Source organism: Ralstonia sp. 110700041-2, assembly GCF_056280165.1.
On the sequence record NZ_JBSFAI010000002.1, the window covers coordinates 387,739 to 404,759 of the forward strand.

Sequence of the window (17,021 nt, forward strand, 5' to 3'; positions counted from 1 at the left end):
CCCCCGATGCCCACTCGTCTCTCTCGCCTCACCCGTCGCCTGTATGTGTGCGGCCTGTCCGCCATTGCGCTCACGATCGCTGCCGTACCGGCATGTGCGGCCATTTCCGTCACAGACGATAGCGGTGCCATCGTTACGCTGCAGCGCCCCGCACAACGCATCGTCAGCCTCGCGCCGCATGCGACCGAGTTGCTGTTCGCGGCGGGCGGCGGAGCACGCATTGTTGGCACTGTGGCTTACAGCGACTACCCGCCGCCCGCGCGCGACATTCCTCACGTAGGCGACAACCGCTCGCTCGATCTGGAGCGCATCGCCGCCCTCAAACCCGATCTGGTGGTGGTCTGGCGCCACGGCAACGCGCAGAAGCAGATCGACCGCCTGCGCGCGCTCGGCATACCGCTGTTCTTCTCCGAGCCGCATCGCATGAGCGATATTCCGCGCTCGATCGAGGCGCTCGGCACGCTGCTCGACACCCGCGCGAGCGCGCACGATGCGGCCCAGCAATTCCGCCAACGCGCCGATACGCTGCGCCAGCGCTACGCGAGCCGGCCGGCGGTTTCGGTGTTCTATCAGGTGTGGGAACAGCCGCTGATGACGCTCAATGGCCAGCACATCTTCTCTGACATGCTCGCGTTGTGCGGCGGCCGCAATGTGTTTGCGGGAGAGCCGTTGCTGGTGCCGACAGTCTCGCCCGAGGCGGTGATCGCAGCCAACCCGGAAGTGCTATTGACCGCCAGCATGGGCGCCACGCAAGGCAGCCGTCCGATCGATACGCTCGACGCATGGAAGCGCTGGCCGCAATTGCTCGCTGTGCAGCGCGGCAACCTTTTCAGCATCAACGGTGACCTGATCAACCGCTTTGGCCCACGCCTTGTGGAAGCCGCGACCCTGTTGTGCGAAGACCTGGAACAAGCCCGCATACGGCGCCTCGGTTCACAGGCCACCAACGGGCCGGGTCGTTAAACCGCGCGCCGCTCAACGGTTCCAGAACAGCAACACAGGCAACGTGCCGGGCAGCACCCGAAAACCGCAGGCTGCCCCCCATTGCAACGGCCATTGCAGGGTCTCGATTAATGGCCGCTGCAGCCAATGCGCCGCCAGTGCACGCATACAGCCGGCATGCGTCACCGCCCATACGCAAGACGTGGGCATCGCGGTGGTTGCTTCAGCCCAGGTCGTCACGCGCGCCAGCAGATCCGCCGCCGATTCTCCGCCATGCGGATTGCCGTGCACGAGATCGCGCGCCCAATGGTCGATTTCCGCGCGCGGGATCTCATCCCACTGGCAGCCTTCCCAAGCGCCGAAATCGAGTTCCATCAATTGCGCATCGATTTCAATGGCGGGCAGCTGCGCCGCTTGCGCCATGGCTTCGGCCGTCAGGCGGCTGCGCCGCAACGGGCTTGCCAGCAGACGATGCGGAGTGTGGGCGGCGAGTTTCTCGACGATGGCCGACGGCTCCGGGTCCATGGGCGAAACCAACTCCAGATCGGTGCGGCCATAGCAGAGGCCCGCCGACATGGCGGGCCGCGCGTGGCGGATCAGGATGACATCCATGCCAGCACCCCCCACAGGATCAGCAGCTCGAAAATCTGCTGCGCCATGCCCAGGCAATCGCCTGTGATGCCGCCGATGCGGCGCACGAAATAGCGACCCAGCAGCCAGCGCGCAAGGATCAGGCCGACAACGATGAGCGCCGCGCACATCGGCCCGAACCACAGCAACGGCACGACACCGAATACGCCAGCCCACAACGCGTCACTCCATCGCATGCGTTGCGCAACTGGCTTGGCCTTGCCTTCCGCCCGCACGTAGTCATGCGTGAGCAGGTGGCTGACAGCTGCGGCCCGGCTGGCAGCATGCGCAGCCACCATTGCAACGAGGATGCCTATGCTGTGCGGCGCCATCGCGCTCAGCAATTGCCACTTCAGCAGCAACGCCATGCACACGGCAATCGCCCCGAACGCGCCGATGCGCGAATCGTGCATGATGCGCAGCCGGTCTTCAGGCGTGTAGCCGCCGCCAAAGCCGTCGGCGCAATCGGCCAGCCCGTCCTCGTGAAACGCGCCGGTCAGCAACAGCGTAGCCCCCATCGACACGGCCACCGCCACACCTTGCGCGGGCACCGTGCGCAACACAAGCCAATACACCGCCGCTGCCACGGCGCCCACCAACCAGCCGATCAGCGGAAAGTAGCGCGCCGCGCGATTCAAGCCCGCTTGCGAGAACCCAACCGACGCCGGCACGGGGATGCGGGTGAAATACCCGACGGCCGTCCACAGCGCCTGCCAATGTTCGCGCAACGCGTTCATGGCGATGCGCGCTCGCTCACGCCTGCGCTGGCGAAGGTCGCCATTTCGCGCAGGAACGCCACCGCCGACACGACCACCGGATACGCCAACACCGCACCGCTGCCCTCGCCCAGCCGCAACGACAGCGACAGCAGCGGCCGCGCATCGAGCAGCTCCAGCAAGGCGCGATGCCCGCGCTCGTCCGACACATGCCCGAACACGCAGAAGCGCAGCACATCGGGCGCCACGTGCGCGGCCACCAGCACGGCGGCCGTCGCGATAAACCCGTCGACGAGGATGACCATGCGCCGCTGCGCCCCCTCAAGCACCGCCCCCACCATCGCCGCGACCTCGAAGCCGCCGAAGCACGCAAGCACGTCCAGCGGCTCGCTTGCGTCAGCGTGCCTGGCCATCGCAGATTCCAGCACGGCGCGCTTGTGGGCCAGGCCGTCATCATCGAGCCCGGTGCCGCGGCCAACGCATTGCGCGACCGGCAAATTGCATAAGCGCGCCATCAGGCACGCGGCAGACGCCGTATTGGCGATGCCCATTTCGCCCAGCGCGATCACGTTGGTGCCAAGCGCAGCATGGTGTGCCACGCGTTGCGCGCCGAGCGCCATGGAGCGGTCGCGCTCCTCAGTGGTCATGGCGGCTTGCTCAACACTCTCGTCGGCAAAGTTGCGTGTGCCGGGGCCGACAGGTGCATCGACCAGGCCCGGCGCATCTGCCGCCCACAACGGTGCGGCGACACCGGCGTTTACCACCTCCAGCGCAAACCCATGCTGGCGGCAGAACACGTTGACGGCTGCACCGCCCGCGATGAAATTGAGCACCATCTGCGCGGTCACCGCTTGAGGGTACGCGCTCACGCCTGCGTGCGCGATGCCGTGGTCTGCGGCAAACACCACCATCGCGGGGCGCGTCAGCTGCGGTGTGTCGGTGTTCTGGATCAGGCCGATCTGCACGGCCAGCGATTCAAGCCGGCCCAGTGCGCCGAGCGGCTTGGTCTTGCTGTCCACGGCCGCCTGCAGGCGCACGCGCAACGCATCGTCAAATGGCGGAATGTGCATGGTTTGGTTCATCACAATTCGACTCCGGGCTGGGCCTGGATGCCTCGGGAAAAGGCGTGCTTGACGAGCGTCATGTCGGTCACGGTATCCGCCGCCTCGATCAGCTCGGGTGGCGCACCGCGCCCGGTAATCACCACATGCTGCGCGGGCGGCCGCGCGCGCAAATCGGCCAGCACCGTCTGCACGTCAAGGTAGTGGTACTTGAGGGCGATGTTCAGCTCATCCAGCAGCACCAGGCCGACGGTGGGATCGCTCAGCAGCTCGCGTGCGCAGGCCCATGCAGCTTGCGCCTTCTCGATGTCGCGCGTGCGGTCCTGCGTCTCCCATGTGTAGCCTTCGCCCATCACGTGGAAGCTGCATTGCTCGGGAAAGCGTCGCAGGAAGCGCTCTTCGCCCGTCGGGATTGCGCCCTTGATGAACTGCACCACGCCGACCTGCATGTCGTGACCCATGGCGCGGATCACCATGCCAAAGCCGGAGCTGGATTTGCCCTTGCCGTTACCGGTGTTAACGAGCAGTACGCCGCGCACGTCCGTGGCGGCGGCAATCTTGGCGTCCACCACGGCCTTCTTGCGCTGCATGCGGGAGCGGTGGCGCTGGTTCAGGCCATCGTTGTTGTCTTCAGTCGTCATCGGGGTCATCAGGAATCAGGGCCGTGCGGCGGCCGTCGGCCACCTCGGCAATGGGCGTGCGCAGCACGCGTGCGCAGTGTTCGGGGGTCAGCACATCGACGGCGATGCCGGCAGTGGTTTGCCCTTCGCCGTCCATCAGCAGCGCGTGCGTGGCGTAACGGCGTGCGAGGTTCAAGTCATGCACGGTCAGCACGACCAGCCAGCCATGTTTGCGGCAACCTTCGCGCAGCAGGCGAAGCACGGCAACCTGCTGATGCAAATCGAGGTGCGCGACGGGCTCATCAAGCAGCAGCACGCGCGCCTCCTGCGCCACCACGGCAGCCATCGCCACGCGCTGACGTTCACCGCCGGAAAGCGTGCGCACATCGCGTTGTGCCAGCGGCTGCAACTGCAGCGCAGACACCGCTGCGTCAACGGCGCGGGCATCGGCGTCGCCCTCCCACTCCCAGCGCGCCAGGTGCGGGTGGCGGCCGGTCATCACCGCTTGGTACACGGTGATGGGGAACGAGTCATGCAAGGTCTGCGGCAGAAACGCGCGACGACGCGCCATCGCCAGTGCCGGCCAATCGGCAAGTGCTACACCGTCGAGCGTGACGCTGCCGCCGTCCGCCGAACGCAGGCCAGCCAGCACGGAAAGCCATGTCGACTTGCCCGCGCCGTTCGGGCCGACCACGCACCAGAGTTGGCCCGCGTTGGCCGTCAACGACAACCGCTCAATCAACACGCGCCCGTCGATGGTCACGCGCAGGTCGCGCAGCGCGAGTTCGGGCGCTGCATCCAAGTGCGCGAATGCATCCGGTGCAGGGGCCCGACGTGCACGACGCAACCAGCTCATCGCGTGCTCCGCATCAGCAGGTAGAGAAACGTCGGCACGCCAAGCATGGTGGTGATCACACCCACCGGCAGTTGCGTTGGGGCGATCAGCGTCCGGGCGATCAGGTCGGCCAGCATCAGCAGCCCGCCGCCGGCCATCGCCGTAGCGGGCAAGTGGATGCGCACGTCGCGGGTCCACGCCAGGCGCACCATATGCGGCACCAGCAGGCCGACAAAAGCGACCGAGCCCGCAATGGTCACCGCTACCGCCGTGCACAGCGACGCCACCACGTAGATCAACGCACGCACGCGCGCCACGGGCACCCCAAGCGCACGGGCGCGGGTTTCGCCGGTCAGCAGCACGTTCAGGTCGCGCGCATGCGGCAACACCACGGCCACCGCCGCCACGAGCGCCATCAACGCGCCCGCATAACGATCGGCGCCACCCAGGTCGCCGACCATCCAGAAAATCATGCCGCGCAGCTTGTTCTCGGGCGCCACCGTCAAGATGAGCGTGATCAGGCCGACCCAGCCGGAGGCCATCACCACGCCACCGAGCAGTAGGCGCGCATTGGCCTCGCCGGGCTCACCGCGCCACAGGTGCTGACGCGCCAACGCCGCCACCAGCGCCATCGACAGCAATGCTCCCGCGCCGGCACTCGTCTGCACCAACCACCACGGCAGCGAAAACAACATCGCCGTGAGCGCCGCCACTGCCCCGCCACCGGACACGCCCAGGACATACGGATCGGCCAGCGGATTGCGCAGCAGCATCTGCATGAGCGCCCCGGCAAAGGCCAACAGCCCGCCAGCAGCAAATGCAGCGCCCGCGCGCGGCAGGCGCAATTCGATGACGATGCCCGCAGCCAGGCTATCGCCACCGCCGATCAGCGCCCGCCAGACTTCAGCGAGCGACAGCTTCACACTGCCGAGCATCAACGACGCCGCCAGCACCACCACGCACGCGAGTGCCAGCAGCGACCACAGTCGCCAGGCAAAACCGCGTGCGGGCAGTGCAGGTGTTGTCATCGCTTCGGTTCGTGCTGTTGCCACGACAGCGTGAAGAACACCCCACGCGACGCCGTGTTGTACGGATAGATCAACTGGTAGTTTTTGTTCGTCACGTTTTCAACACGTGCCGACACTGCCCAGTCAGGCGTGATCTGGTAGCGGCCGACCAGGTTCAGCAGGCCATAGCCACCGAGCGTCTTGGTCGAATCCTGGCGGTCACCCGCTGCATTCCACTCCACGCCCGCCGAGAACGGCCCGAACGTCTTGTACGCCGAGACGCTGCCGAAGTGCCGTGCGCGGCGCGAGAGCAATTGGTTGGCCGACAGGTCCTGCGGGTTCTGCATGGTAAAGCTCGCACGCAGATCCACGCCATAGATCGAACCCCGATACGACGTCTCCAGCCCGTTCACGCGTGCGCGGTTGACGTTGGCTGCCGAGCAATTGAAATCTGCATCGCATACCGCCGTGATCAGGTTGCTGTAGTCCGTCTCGAACACCGTCACGCGCACCAGGCCGATCGCGCCGCTGTATTCCACGCCGCCTTCCACCGAGCGCGCGTTCTCGGGCTGCACGTTCGGGTTGCCGAAGAACGGGTAGTACAACTCGTTGAAGCTGGGTGCGCGGAAGGCATTGCTCACACTCGCAACCGCCTTCCATTGCGGGTTGAATGCGAAGCCGTAGCCGGCGTAGTAGCTGTTGGCGCCACCGAAGTCCGAGTAGCGGTCGCGGCGCAGGTTCAGCTGCAACTGGTGCGGGCCAAACTTGCCTTCGTAACCGATGTAGCCGGAATCAACGTTGCGCGTGGGCACGTTGTAGGCATCGCTGTCGATACTGGTCTGCAGATGCTCCAGGCCCACCTTGAGCAGCTGATTGGGCATGAAGGCCCAGTCGTTCTGCCAGCTCGCCGTCTGATTGCGTGTGTTGAAGCGCGCCGGCACCTGCAACACGCCGTTCGTGTAATTCAAGCTGCGGTCATCGCCCTGCGACAGCGTCAGGCGCGTCTTCCAATCCTGCGTTACCTTGCCGTCCACGTAGGCCGACATCGAGCGCACTACGTTGTGTGCGACGTTGTCATCGGTCGGCTTGCCGAAGGCGTTGTCGTAACTGACATCGCCCCAGGTCTGGAAGTACGTCAGGCCCGCTTGCCAGTCTGCCGAGAAGCGATGCGACAACTGCGCCGACACGCTCTTGTTCGTGTACGGGTTGTCGTTCGGGTTGGCCTTGGGCGCCTGCTGCGGGTTGATGGTCGAGAAGCCGTTGGTCTTGAATTCCGACACCGACACCGCGAACGATGTATCGCCGTTCTCGCCCAGCGAGCCGCTGATGCCAGCCTGCGCGCGCTTGGTATTGCGGGCGCCGTACTCGATCTCTGCATTGGCCAGCGGGCCATGGCCACGGCCGTTGCGCGTGAAAATCTGCACCACGCCGCCAATCGCATCGGAGCCGTACAGCGCAGACACGTTGCCGCGCACAACCTCGATGTGATCGATCTGATCGGCCATCAATTGCGCGATCTGCGCGCCGCCCGAGGTGCCGGACGCCACACGCACACCGTCAATCAGAACCAGAGTCTGATTGGAACCGGCGCCGCGCATGAAAAGGCTGGCGTTGGTGCCTGGGCCGCCGCTCTGCGCGATTTCGATGCCGGCCTCGCGACGCAGCAGCGTCACGGCGTCCGGCGCCTGCGAGCGCTCGATATCGGCGCGGCTGATGACCGTCGTATGCGGCAGTGCATCGGACAGGGGCTGCTCGCTGCGCGAGGCGGTCACCACTGTCGGATTCAGCTCGCCGACGGGCGTGCTGGCTACTTGTGTATTGCTTTGTGCCCAGGCCGGCGCAACCGCACCTGCCATGGCCCCCGCAACAACCCCCAATCGTGCGCTGGCAAGCGCGCGCATGGCCGTCCGGGGCATCCGGAGTGGCCGCTTTGTAGTCAAGCTCATGTTGAAAAGACAAGAAGCGTCAGCCGGACCCGTTCCCCCGCGGGTCGCTGGCAGCAGGATCTCGATGCGGTTCCCTCCAGGGTTGCACATCGGCTCTGAGATCCACCGTCCTGGCCGGTATCCGGGCTGGCGAAGCGGCCTGTCCGCCTTCCCATTCCGAAAGGAACAGTGGCGTATGGACAGACCGCGCGGCACCCATCTTCTTCGCGAGATGGCGGGTACACGCGACGTTCGCTTACCGTTGCGGGGGCAGCGCAGGTTGGCGCATCGCTTGGGGCGCGCGCTCCCTGCTTCCCGTTTAACTGCAGATGGTGCTGCGGGCACCAGGACGGGGCGAAGTTTAACGGAAAAGGCATTCCAAACCCGTCGCAGTCGCGGTAAAAACACACCCACCGCCCGTTGTGCCCGCCGCGTCGCCTCATTCCCCCGCATATTGCGCATCCGTATGGAGGACAGGCGCGAAGCGCATGATCGGCTAAAATCCCCCCACTCGATTCTGATTGACACCCAATGCTGAACGAACTCGAACAACTTGCCGGCAAGATCGCGCGCGTGCTGCGTCACGCCGATGCGCTCGCCGCCGAGAACCAGCGCCTGCGCGCCGAAGTCGAGCGGCTTCAGGCGGAAGCCGAGGCGTCCAAGACCGAGCGCGACGCGATGGTCGCCGATCGCAGCGTGCTCAATGCCAAGATCGAAGAAGCGCAACTGCGCATCCAATCGATTCTCGACAAGCTGCCCACGGCCACCGACGCGCGCCAGCTTGATCTCCTCGGCCAGGCCGCAGGGGCCGATGAAACAGCGGCCGCCCCGCATTCGGAGACCTAAGCATGAGCAGCAAGCAAATTGAAGTGAACATCGCCGGGCAGCCCTACAAATTTGCAGTCTCGGTCGATAACGAAGCCGCCCTGCGTGAAGCCGCCGCCATGGTCGACAACCAGATGACGCGCATCAAGAACGGCTCGAACACCAAGGGCATCGAGCGCGTCGCCGTGATGGCCGCCATCAGCATCGCATCGGATTTGCTGTCGATGCAACGCCAGGCCGCATCAGATTCCGCCCTGCCGATCGACACGATTCGCGCCAGACTGGCCGACTTGAACGCCCGCACCGACGAGGCGCTGCGCCAGTACGGCGAAGTGATTTAGCGAAGGTCAAAACGGGTTTGTAACCGGATCGCATCCGGGCTTGGGTTCGGATGCGAACGGGTGTATAGTGTCACGCAATGGCTTCCGAAATCTCCTGCAAACCCTTATGGTATAAGGCTTTAGCGGCTGCAGGGTAGAGAAAAACGGTTGCCTGCGATGAATCTCTCAGACGCATCGCCATGCGCTCGAAACACAGCGTGATGATGCGTCTGACAGTTTCCCTGCCTGGTTCGCCATGGCCATTAATTCCTTGAACCGATAAGCATTGCTTGGTGCGGGATATGCCGTGTGGGCGAGCGCGTCTTCCAGTGCATAGCGTGCGACGCAAGTCGTGGGCTCCCTGCGCCGGTGATGTACCCGAAATGCGGCTTCCGCTGCCACTCTGAACCTCACTTGGGTTCAGGATGCGGGTCTAGCGGCCAAGGTGGGGACCCAACAAAAGGCGGTAGTGCACATATGCGCTACCGCCTTTTTCTTTGCCTATCTGCGATACGCCCCCGTTGCCGCACCGCCAATGGCAACGCCGCGGCCGTGTTGCTATGCTGCGCACACCGTCACTTCCGCACGTCGCCCGCGCATCCCAACGATGGCCACCCAATACTGGTTGATGAAGTCCGAGCCCGACGAGGCCAGCATCGACACGCTGCACGCCGAGGGCACCTTGCCCTGGACTGGCGTTCGCAACTATCAGGCACGCAACTTCATGCGCGACCGCATGCGCATCGGCGACGGCGTGCTGTTCTACCACTCGTCCTGTCCGCAGCCGGGCATCGCGGGGCTGGCGGAAGTCTGCTCGACCAGCTACCCAGATCCCACGCAGTTCGACGTCAAGAGCCACTACCACGACCCTGCATCGAAGCCGGAAGCGCCGCGCTGGATGCTCGTCGACGTGAAGTTCGTGCGCAAATGCGCGCTGGTCGATCTGCCGACCTTGCGCGCACAAGAACAGCTCGCCGACATGACGGTGCTGCAACGCGGCAACCGCCTGTCCATCACGCCCATCACGCCCGCGCAATGGCGTTACATCACGACCAAATTGATGCGCGATCCTGAGTGAATGGCTGGCGCCGGCAGGGAATTGTTACAAACGTGATGAACGATGCGCGTAACAGCCAGTCAGACGCATCACATTGCTTTTTGGGAGAACACAATGAAATCTGTCCTGGCCGCAACCATTTTGGGGACCGCAATGATGACGACCGCTTTCGCGCAAGCCGCTCCTGAAGCGAATCATTCTGGCGTGCTGTCGCTGGATGCGCAGGCCGTGACGGAAGTCCCCACCGACACCGTCACACTGACGCTGAGCGCCGAGCAGGAAGGGGCAGACCCGGGCGCGATCTCCACCGCACTGTCGCGCAAGGCCGACGACGTGATCAACCAGGCAAAGCGCACCTCCGGCGTGCAGGCAGAAACGGGCGGCTTCAATATCTATCCGAACACCGATCGCAACGGCAAGATCAGCGTGTGGCGCGGCCGTGCCGAAGTACGCATCACGTCGAAGGACTTTGCAGCGGCGTCCAAGCTGGCGGGCCAGCTGGCCAATCAGATGCAGGTGCAGAACGTGAACTTCACGCTCTCGCGCGAGGCGCGTACAGCGGCGGAAGCCAAGCTCATCGATCAGGCTGTGAATTCGTTCCGCGACAAGGCACTGACGACCACCAAGCTGTTTGGCTACACGAGCTACACGATCCGCGACGTGCACGTGAGCGAGGGCAGCAACAACCCAGGCCCGCGTCCGATGATGCGCATGGCAGCCGCTCCGGCATCGTTCGATTCGGCGCCGGTGCCCATCGAGGGCGGCAAGGCGCAGGTCACGGTGACGGTTTCCGGCGCCGTGCAGATGCTGAAATAAGCAGCGATCCGCTCCATGAAAAAAGCCACCGAAGTTCGGTGGCTTTTTCTTTGCGCGGTTGCTGCGTCAGGCGTGCGCCTGGTTTTTTTCACCGTTGCCTGCACGACGATAGGACCAGACCAGCATGGCGATGCCGATCAGGATCATTGGCAGCGACAGCCACTGGCCCATCGACAGGTTCGCCGCGAGCAGGCCGAGAAAGTTGTCCGGCTCACGCGCGAATTCCGCGGCGAAGCGGAACACGCCGTAGCCAAGCAGGAATGCGCCGGACACCGCGCCCATCGGCCGCGGCTTGCGCGCATACAGCCACAGCAGGATGAAGAACAGCACGCCCTCGCCGAGGAACTGGTAGATCTGCGAGGGGTGGCGCGGCAGCATGTGGTACTGGTCAAAAACGGCCTGCAGGCCGCTGGTGACGGCCTCTTGCGCATGCGAAAGCAACCATTCACGGTCTTCGCCCTGTGCCTGCGGGAACATCATCGCCCACGGCAGATTGGGCGACGACACACGGCCCCACAGCTCGCCGTTGATGAAGTTGCCAAGGCGCCCCGCTGCGAGGCCGCACGGCACCATCGGCGCGATGAAATCGGTCACCTGCATCCACGAGCGGCCGCGCATGCGCGCATACAGCATCATCGCCACGACCACACCGAGGAAGCCGCCGTGGAACGCCATACCGCCTTCCCAGACCTTGAAGATGTCGAGCGGGTGGGCAAAATACCAGTCCGGCTTGTAGAACAGTACGTAGCCGAGGCGCCCACCGAGAATCACGCCGAGCACGCCGTAGAACAGCATGTCGTCAAGGTCGCGGCCGGCCCAGCCTTCGGCGGCGGTGTGCGGCTGGCGCGTGCGCAGGCGGCCGAACCACAGGAACATGATGAACGCCGCCAGATACATCAGGCCGTACCAGCGGATGGCGAGCGGCCCAAGATGCAGGGCGACGGGATCGAATTGCGGATGGATGAGCATGAATCCTGTGGGTTTCAGGTTTGGTTGTCTTCTTGCAGCCTGGCGACCGCTTCGGCACTGGCCACGAACCACGGCAGCACCGGGGAAGCCGCATCGCGCCGCCACACCAGACCGGTCTCGATGATCGGACTTGGCGCGGCGAGTTCGAGATAGACCACGCCGGTACGCTGGAGGTTGCATAGCGATGCCGGCACCAGCGCAACGCCCATCTCGGCGGAAACAAGGCTGACGATGGTCTGCATCTGGATGGCTTCCTGGCCGATGCGCGTGGCAGCGCCGGGGTGTTCGGGACGGCCGCCGTGCGCGGCATGATAGCCGGTAATGATGTCATACAGCGCGGGCGCGGACCGGCGCGGGAAGATGATGAGCGGTTCGGCCGCTGCATCTGCCAGCGCAATCGCCTGGCCCGGCGCCACGCCCCATTGCGCCGCGCGCGACGCGGGCACCGCCAGCACGAGACGCTCGCGCACCAGCGGGCGGTATTCCAGCTCGCCCGGCACGGAGCCGGCGTGATGCGCAATCACGACGCCGGCATCCACATCGCCGGCCAGGAGCGCTTCGATTTGCACATCGCTGGTGGCCTCGCGCAGCAGAAGCTGCACATCGGGCCGCGCGTCGCGAAAGTGCCGCAGCAAGGCGGGCAGGATGCCGTAATCGGCGGTGCTGACGAAGGACAGCGACAGCGAGCCGACCTCGCCGCGCGCCAGCCGCTGCGCGAGCCCGGGCAGTGCATTCGCCTCCGCCAGCACACGCCGCACCTCAACCAGCCAGCGCGCACCGACAGCCGTCAGCGCCACGGAGCGCTGCGTGCGATGGAACAGCGTGACGCCCAATTCGTCTTCGAGCGCGCGAATCTGCTGCGACAGCGGCGGCTGCGTCATCGAAAGCCGCTCGGCGGCGCGCCCGAAATGTAATTCCTCGGCAACGGTCACGAAATAGCGAAGCTGGCGCAAATCCATATCAGCGATTGATACATTATTCGACTCAATAATCGCTGAATAATATATTTGACGCGTCGTTTCTCCAAGCGCATGCTGGGCGCCAAGCCGTTGACTACAACGATAGAGCCGACCCCACGGAGACCCCCATGCCAGACAACAAGCGTTCCCAGCACATCACTCAGGGCGTGGCGCGCTCGCCCAACCGCTCGATGTACTACGCGCTGGGCTACACAAAAGACGACTTCAACAATCCGATGATCGGCGTGGCCAACGGCCATTCGACCATCACACCGTGCAATTCGGGGCTGCAGAAGCTGGCCGATGCCGCCGTGGCTGCAATAAAGGACGCCCGCGCGAATCCGCAGATCTTCGGCACGCCCACCATTTCCGATGGCATGTCGATGGGCACGGAAGGCATGAAGTTCTCGCTGATCTCGCGCGAAGTGATTGCCGACTGCATCGAGACCTGCGTCAACGGCCAATGGATGGATGGTGTCGTCGTCATCGGCGGCTGCGACAAGAACATGCCGGGCGGCATGATCGCCCTGGCGCGCACGAATGTGCCGGGCATCTACGTGTACGGCGGCACCATCAAGCCGGGGCACTGGAAGGGCAAGGACCTGACCATCGTCTCGTCGTTCGAGGCCGTGGGCGAATTCACCGCCGGCCGCATGAGCGAGGAAGACTTCGAGGGCATCGAAAAAAACGCCTGCCCGTCGAGCGGTTCGTGCGGCGGCATGTACACGGCCAACACGATGAGTTCGTCGTTTGAAGCGCTAGGCATGTCGTTGCTGTATTCATCGACGATGGCCAATCCCGATCAGGAGAAGGTCGACAGCGCCGCCGAATCCGCTCGCGTGTTGGTTGATGCCGTGCGCCGCGACCTGAAGCCGCGCGACATCATCACGCGCAAGTCCATCGAGAACGCTGTCGCCGTCATCATGGCAACCGGTGGCTCGACCAACGCCGTGCTGCACTACCTGGCCATCGCTCACGCTGCGGAAGTGGAATGGACGATCGACGACTTCGAGCGGGTGCGCCAGCGCGTGCCCGTCATCTGTAACCTCAAGCCGTCGGGCCAGTACGTGGCCACCGACCTGCACGAGGCCGGCGGCATCCCGCAGGTGATGAAGCTGCTGCTCAACGCCGGCCTGCTGCATGGCGATTGCATCACCATCACCGGCAAGACGCTGGCGGAAGAACTCGCCCACGTGCCCGACCAGCCGCGCGCTGATCAGAACGTGATCCTGCCGATTGACAAGGCGCTCTACAAGGAAGGCCACCTCGCCATCCTGAAGGGCAATCTGGCCGAAGAAGGCGCCGTGGCGAAGATCACCGGGCTGAAGAATCCCGTCATCACCGGCCCGGCCCGCGTGTTCGAGGACGAGCAAAGTGCGATGAGCGCGATCCTGGGCGACCAGATCAAGGCCGGCGATATTCTGGTGCTGCGCTATCTGGGGCCGAAGGGCGGCCCCGGCATGCCGGAGATGCTGGCCCCGACCTCGGCCATCATCGGCAAGGGCCTGGGCGAGTCAGTCGGCTTCATTACCGACGGACGCTTCTCGGGAGGTACGTGGGGCATGGTGGTCGGCCACGTCGCACCGGAAGCCTACGTGGGAGGCACGATTGGATTGGTGCACGAAGGGGATTCGATCACCATCGACGCGCACCAGCGGCTGCTGCAATTGAACGTGCCGGACGACGAGCTTGCCCGCCGCCGCGCCGCGTGGAAGCAACCTGCGCCGCGCTATACGCGTGGCGTGCTGGCAAAGTTTGCAAAACTGGCAGCAACGGCCAGCAAGGGCGCGGTAACGGACTGAGTGGTTGGCGAAACCAACAAAAAACCCGCCAGACGGCGGGTTTTTCTTTGTGCGATCAGCGCTGCTGCGGCTTCTGCTGCGCGGCGAATGCGTCGTCCAGCGCGGCGCCCAGCCAATCCATCAGGCGGGCCTCCAGCGTGCGGGTCAACTCCGCCGCCAGTTGTTCACTCAGCAGCGACAGGCGCGACTCCATGGCGGCACGGCACTGCGCTTCGATCAACGCCGGCCATTCGGATTGAAAACGCCACATCACGTCGCCCATCACGCGGGCAGCATCCGTGCCGGCGGGCGGCATGGCCGACGTGGGCGCAAGGCCCTGCTCGCGCAAGGCGGGCGGGACATCCGCGTTGGACGCTCCAGCAGGCGTGCGCGGCGGCGCGGCAGGCGCTACAGCGGGCGCAGCGTCCTCCAGTTCGACGATCTCCGTCAGAACCGGGATGTTGTTGTCCGCCGGGGACCCGGGATAGCGTCCGTCGGTCATGCGCGCCCCACGTCGTGGTGTTGGATCGGGTAACCGCGATCGCGGTAGAAACGGAAGCGATCGCGCGCGGCGGCGCGGTCGGCATCGTCATCACCCACGATTTCGATCAACCGGCTGAAGCGCGCGAACAGCGCAGGCGGCTCAGGCGAGAGGTTGACCAGGATGTCGTGATGCGGCGCGTCGTCCAGGGGCTCGGTTGCATCAGCCAGCAGGATGGGCGTCTGCGCGGCGAGCGGATGCCGCAGGCCGCAGTGCGGCAGGAAGTCGAGCTGGCTGAATGTCCACAACTGCGTGTCGAACGCCTCCAGCGCAGCCGGATCTCCGACCACGATCACTTTCTGGCCCGCGCCGTAGGCCTTGCGCACGAGCCGGCAGGCATACGCCAGCTTGCCGGGCACGTTGCTGTGGAAATCGACGCGGGTCATACGGTGCAGTGCCTCCGGCTGATCAACCGCGGTCCATCAGGAAGCGCGTCAGCAACGGCACCGGGCGGCCCGTGGCGCCCTTGGCTGCACCGCTCTTCCAGGCCGTACCGGCGATATCCAAGTGGGCCCAGTCGTACTTTTCGGTAAAGCGCGCCAGGAAGCAGGCGGCCGTCACGCTGCCGGCCGGGCGACCGCCGATGTTGCCCATGTCCGCAAAGTTGGATTTGAGCTGTTCCTGGTATTCCTCGTCCAGCGGCATGCGCCACGCGGTGTCGAGCGACTGCTTGCCCGCCGCCACCAGTGCATCGGCCAGCGCGTCGCTGCGGGCATACATGCCGGTATTGATGTGGCCGAGCGCGATGATGCAGGCGCCCGTGAGCGTTGCCACGTCGATCACCACGGCCGGCTTGAAGCGCTCCCCGTAGGTGAGCGCATCGCACAGGATCAGGCGGCCTTCGGCGTCGGTATTCAGGATCTCGATGGTCTGGCCCGACATGCTGGTCACCACATCGCCCGGCTTGGTGGCGATGCCGCTGGGCATGTTCTCGCAGGTCGGCACCACGGCAATGACGTTCTGCTTGAGGCCCATTTCGGCCACGGCACGCAACGTGCCCAGCACCGAAGCGGCGCCGCACATGTCGTACTTCATCTCGTCCATGCCCTCGCCCGGCTTGAGCGAGATGCCACCCGTATCAAACGTGATGCCCTTGCCGACCAGCACCACCGGGGCCTGCTTGGCCGGACCTCCCTCGTAGCGCAGCACGATGAACGCCGGCGGCTCGACGCTGCCCTTGGTCACGGCCAGGAAGGCGCCCATCTTCAGGGCTTCGATCTGCTTGCGGCCAAGCACTTCAACCTTGAGCTTGAAATCCTTGGCGATCTGGCGTGCGGTGTTGGCCAGGTACGTCGGCGTGCAGATGTTGGACGGCAGGTTGCCCAGATCACGCGTGAGGTCCATGCCGTTGGCGATGGCGGTGCCGCGGGCGGCAGCCACGCTGGCTGTCTTGGCGTCGGCAGCCGGCACGGCCAGCACGAGCTTGCGCAAACCGGTACCGTTCTTGTCGCGCTTGCTCTTGAGTTCCGGATGGCGCTCGATAAAGCGGTAGCTGGCTTCGCGGATAAGCGTGACGGCGGTCAACACGGCCCAGGCGGTGTCCTTGTCGCGCGCGGTGTGCTCGGTGAGCGTCCATGTCACGCTGGCGGCCTTGGTGCTGGCCAGCGCGCGCAGTGCGGTGCGCACGGCTTCAGCGTAAGCGCGGTCGGTAAAGTCGGCTTCCTTGCCCAGGCCGACCAGCAGCACGCGGGCAGCGCCCACGCCGGCCACTTCGTGCAGCAGCAGCGACGTGCCGCGCTTGCCTTCGAAGTCGCCCAGCTTGACGAGGCGGGCGACCAGGCCCTTGGTGGCCACGTCCAGCGCCTTTGCGGCGCCAGCCAAGGTCTGCGACTCGAACAGACCGATCACGAGGCAATCGCTCTTGGCAGCCAGGGCGCCCGCTTTGGCCCAGTCCAGGGCTTTTGTGCTAAATTCCATCGCGCTTCTCTCTATGAGGCGAGTCAACGAAAGCCCACATTATCCGCCATTTTGCGCGGGGGCTCCGATGGAACCTGGATGGGGCACGCATCGTCCCAAC

The 17,021-nt window shown here is 65.0% G+C and carries 18 protein-coding genes, 1 other RNA gene and 1 riboswitch; of the genes, 7 read left to right on the forward strand and 12 right to left on the reverse strand.

What is annotated here, in order from left to right; genetic code table 11:
• The first annotated feature begins 6 nt into the window (after positions 1-6).
• Positions 7-963 (forward strand): cobalamin-binding protein, encoded by a 957-nt coding sequence (locus ACUXH0_RS04340; RefSeq protein ID WP_009241268.1) that lies wholly within the window; start codon positions 7-9, stop codon positions 961-963.
• A 12-nt stretch (positions 964-975) separates the two neighbouring features.
• Here the strand turns inward: ACUXH0_RS04340 and cobC are convergent, their stop codons facing one another.
• The 7 genes from cobC to ACUXH0_RS04375 are packed head-to-tail and all read right to left on the reverse strand — an operon-like array spanning position 976 to position 7,712.
• Positions 976-1,554 (reverse strand): alpha-ribazole phosphatase, encoded by a 579-nt coding sequence (gene cobC / locus ACUXH0_RS04345; RefSeq protein WP_182593720.1) that lies wholly within the window; start codon positions 1,552-1,554, stop codon positions 976-978.
• A complete protein-coding gene (locus tag ACUXH0_RS04350) occupies positions 1,539-2,309 on the reverse strand; it encodes an adenosylcobinamide-GDP ribazoletransferase (RefSeq protein WP_182593719.1) in 771 nt (256 codons plus the stop codon). The genes cobC and ACUXH0_RS04350 overlap by 16 nt, the downstream gene beginning before the upstream one ends.
• A complete protein-coding gene (gene cobT / locus ACUXH0_RS04355; protein WP_182593718.1) occupies positions 2,306-3,370 on the reverse strand; it encodes a nicotinate-nucleotide--dimethylbenzimidazole phosphoribosyltransferase in 1,065 nt (354 codons plus the stop codon). The genes ACUXH0_RS04350 and cobT overlap by 4 nt, the downstream gene beginning before the upstream one ends.
• Positions 3,370-3,990: a cob(I)yrinic acid a,c-diamide adenosyltransferase gene (gene cobO / locus ACUXH0_RS04360; RefSeq protein WP_182593716.1), complete on the reverse strand. Its 621-nt coding sequence runs from the start codon at positions 3,988-3,990 to the stop codon at positions 3,370-3,372. The genes cobT and cobO overlap by 1 nt, the downstream gene beginning before the upstream one ends.
• On the reverse strand, positions 3,980-4,825 hold the full coding sequence (locus tag ACUXH0_RS04365) for an ABC transporter ATP-binding protein (RefSeq protein ID WP_182593715.1): 846 nt from the start codon (positions 4,823-4,825) through the stop codon (positions 3,980-3,982). The genes cobO and ACUXH0_RS04365 overlap by 11 nt, the downstream gene beginning before the upstream one ends.
• The gene (locus tag ACUXH0_RS04370) at positions 4,822-5,832 is read right to left on the reverse strand and encodes a FecCD family ABC transporter permease (RefSeq protein WP_004632087.1); all 1,011 of its coding nucleotides are present in this window, start codon (positions 5,830-5,832) and stop codon (positions 4,822-4,824) included. The genes ACUXH0_RS04365 and ACUXH0_RS04370 overlap by 4 nt, the downstream gene beginning before the upstream one ends.
• Positions 5,829-7,712, reverse strand: a complete 1,884-nt coding sequence (locus tag ACUXH0_RS04375; protein WP_182593713.1) for a TonB-dependent receptor domain-containing protein — start codon at positions 7,710-7,712, stop codon at positions 5,829-5,831. The genes ACUXH0_RS04370 and ACUXH0_RS04375 overlap by 4 nt, the downstream gene beginning before the upstream one ends.
• 140 nt (positions 7,713-7,852) lie before the next feature.
• A riboswitch (cobalamin riboswitch) is annotated at positions 7,853-8,100 on the reverse strand.
• 167 nt (positions 8,101-8,267) lie between these two features.
• On the opposite strand from ACUXH0_RS04375, the gene ACUXH0_RS04380 reads away from it, so the two are divergent.
• The 5 genes from ACUXH0_RS04380 (at position 8,268) to ACUXH0_RS04400 (ending at position 10,754) form a co-directional block, all read left to right on the forward strand.
• Positions 8,268-8,582, forward strand: a complete 315-nt coding sequence (locus ACUXH0_RS04380) for a hypothetical protein (protein ID WP_004632083.1) — start codon at positions 8,268-8,270, stop codon at positions 8,580-8,582.
• Positions 8,583-8,584: 2 nt separating this feature from the next.
• A complete protein-coding gene (locus tag ACUXH0_RS04385) occupies positions 8,585-8,902 on the forward strand; it encodes a cell division protein ZapA (RefSeq protein ID WP_004632081.1) in 318 nt (105 codons plus the stop codon).
• Positions 8,903-9,117: 215 nt separating this feature from the next.
• A non-coding RNA gene (ssrS, locus tag ACUXH0_RS04390) (6S RNA) lies at positions 9,118-9,337 on the forward strand.
• Positions 9,338-9,488: 151 nt separating this feature from the next.
• Entirely contained in the window at positions 9,489-9,959 is a 471-nt protein-coding gene (locus ACUXH0_RS04395; RefSeq protein ID WP_182593711.1) for an EVE domain-containing protein, read from the forward strand.
• A gap of 93 nt (positions 9,960-10,052) precedes the next feature.
• A complete protein-coding gene (locus tag ACUXH0_RS04400; RefSeq protein WP_009241274.1) occupies positions 10,053-10,754 on the forward strand; it encodes an SIMPL domain-containing protein in 702 nt (233 codons plus the stop codon).
• Positions 10,755-10,820: 66 nt separating this feature from the next.
• Here ACUXH0_RS04400 and lgt read toward each other — a convergent pair whose 3' ends face one another.
• Together lgt and ACUXH0_RS04410 are read right to left on the reverse strand one after the other, a co-directional pair.
• Complete coding sequence (gene lgt / locus ACUXH0_RS04405) at positions 10,821-11,723, reverse strand: prolipoprotein diacylglyceryl transferase (protein ID WP_182593710.1); 903 nt, start codon at positions 11,721-11,723, stop codon at positions 10,821-10,823.
• Between the two features lie 14 nt (positions 11,724-11,737).
• On the reverse strand, positions 11,738-12,682 hold the full coding sequence (locus ACUXH0_RS04410) for a LysR family transcriptional regulator (RefSeq protein WP_182593708.1): 945 nt from the start codon (positions 12,680-12,682) through the stop codon (positions 11,738-11,740).
• Positions 12,683-12,810: 128 nt separating this feature from the next.
• On the opposite strand from ACUXH0_RS04410, the gene ilvD reads away from it, so the two are divergent.
• Positions 12,811-14,484: a dihydroxy-acid dehydratase gene (gene ilvD / locus ACUXH0_RS04415; protein ID WP_009241279.1), complete on the forward strand. Its 1,674-nt coding sequence runs from the start codon at positions 12,811-12,813 to the stop codon at positions 14,482-14,484.
• Between the two features lie 55 nt (positions 14,485-14,539).
• Here the strand turns inward: ilvD and ACUXH0_RS04420 are convergent, their stop codons facing one another.
• The 3 genes from ACUXH0_RS04420 to ACUXH0_RS04430 are packed head-to-tail and all read right to left on the reverse strand — an operon-like array spanning position 14,540 to position 16,921.
• Complete coding sequence (locus ACUXH0_RS04420; RefSeq protein ID WP_182593706.1) at positions 14,540-14,965, reverse strand: DUF2486 family protein; 426 nt, start codon at positions 14,963-14,965, stop codon at positions 14,540-14,542.
• Positions 14,962-15,390 carry a DNA polymerase III subunit chi gene (locus ACUXH0_RS04425; protein WP_024972287.1) on the reverse strand — a complete coding sequence of 143 codons (429 nt, stop codon included), beginning with the start codon at positions 15,388-15,390 and terminating at the stop codon, positions 14,962-14,964. The genes ACUXH0_RS04420 and ACUXH0_RS04425 overlap by 4 nt, the downstream gene beginning before the upstream one ends.
• Positions 15,391-15,412: 22 nt before the next feature.
• Complete coding sequence (locus ACUXH0_RS04430; protein ID WP_182593705.1) at positions 15,413-16,921, reverse strand: leucyl aminopeptidase; 1,509 nt, start codon at positions 16,919-16,921, stop codon at positions 15,413-15,415.
• Positions 16,922-17,021 lie beyond the last annotated feature (100 nt).

Excerpts from the sequence above, each read along its gene's own strand:
- ACUXH0_RS04400 (WP_009241274.1), top strand. The coding sequence starts at position 10,053 with ATGAAATCTGTCCTGGCCGCAACCATTTTGGGGACCGCAATGATGACG.
- ACUXH0_RS04380 (WP_004632083.1), top strand. The coding sequence starts at position 8,268 with ATGCTGAACGAACTCGAACAACTTGCCGGCAAGATCGCGCGCGTGCTG.
- ACUXH0_RS04410 (WP_182593708.1), bottom strand. The coding sequence starts at position 12,682 with ATGGATTTGCGCCAGCTTCGCTATTTCGTGACCGTTGCCGAGGAATTA.
- ACUXH0_RS04385 (WP_004632081.1), top strand. The coding sequence starts at position 8,585 with ATGAGCAGCAAGCAAATTGAAGTGAACATCGCCGGGCAGCCCTACAAA.
- cobT (WP_182593718.1), bottom strand. The coding sequence starts at position 3,370 with ATGAACCAAACCATGCACATTCCGCCATTTGACGATGCGTTGCGCGTG.
- cobC (WP_182593720.1), bottom strand. The coding sequence starts at position 1,554 with ATGGATGTCATCCTGATCCGCCACGCGCGGCCCGCCATGTCGGCGGGC.
- ACUXH0_RS04375 (WP_182593713.1), bottom strand. The coding sequence starts at position 7,712 with ATGCGCGCGCTTGCCAGCGCACGATTGGGGGTTGTTGCGGGGGCCATG.
- ACUXH0_RS04350 (WP_182593719.1), bottom strand. The coding sequence starts at position 2,309 with ATGAACGCGTTGCGCGAACATTGGCAGGCGCTGTGGACGGCCGTCGGG.
- cobO (WP_182593716.1), bottom strand. The coding sequence starts at position 3,990 with ATGACGACTGAAGACAACAACGATGGCCTGAACCAGCGCCACCGCTCC.
- ACUXH0_RS04425 (WP_024972287.1), bottom strand. The coding sequence starts at position 15,390 with ATGACCCGCGTCGATTTCCACAGCAACGTGCCCGGCAAGCTGGCGTAT.
- ACUXH0_RS04370 (WP_004632087.1), bottom strand. The coding sequence starts at position 5,832 with ATGACAACACCTGCACTGCCCGCACGCGGTTTTGCCTGGCGACTGTGG.
- ACUXH0_RS04340 (WP_009241268.1), top strand. The coding sequence starts at position 7 with ATGCCCACTCGTCTCTCTCGCCTCACCCGTCGCCTGTATGTGTGCGGC.
- ACUXH0_RS04365 (WP_182593715.1), bottom strand. The coding sequence starts at position 4,825 with ATGAGCTGGTTGCGTCGTGCACGTCGGGCCCCTGCACCGGATGCATTC.
- ACUXH0_RS04430 (WP_182593705.1), bottom strand. The coding sequence starts at position 16,921 with ATGGAATTTAGCACAAAAGCCCTGGACTGGGCCAAAGCGGGCGCCCTG.
- ACUXH0_RS04395 (WP_182593711.1), top strand. The coding sequence starts at position 9,489 with ATGGCCACCCAATACTGGTTGATGAAGTCCGAGCCCGACGAGGCCAGC.
- ACUXH0_RS04420 (WP_182593706.1), bottom strand. The coding sequence starts at position 14,965 with ATGACCGACGGACGCTATCCCGGGTCCCCGGCGGACAACAACATCCCG.
- ilvD (WP_009241279.1), top strand. The coding sequence starts at position 12,811 with ATGCCAGACAACAAGCGTTCCCAGCACATCACTCAGGGCGTGGCGCGC.
- lgt (WP_182593710.1), bottom strand. The coding sequence starts at position 11,723 with ATGCTCATCCATCCGCAATTCGATCCCGTCGCCCTGCATCTTGGGCCG.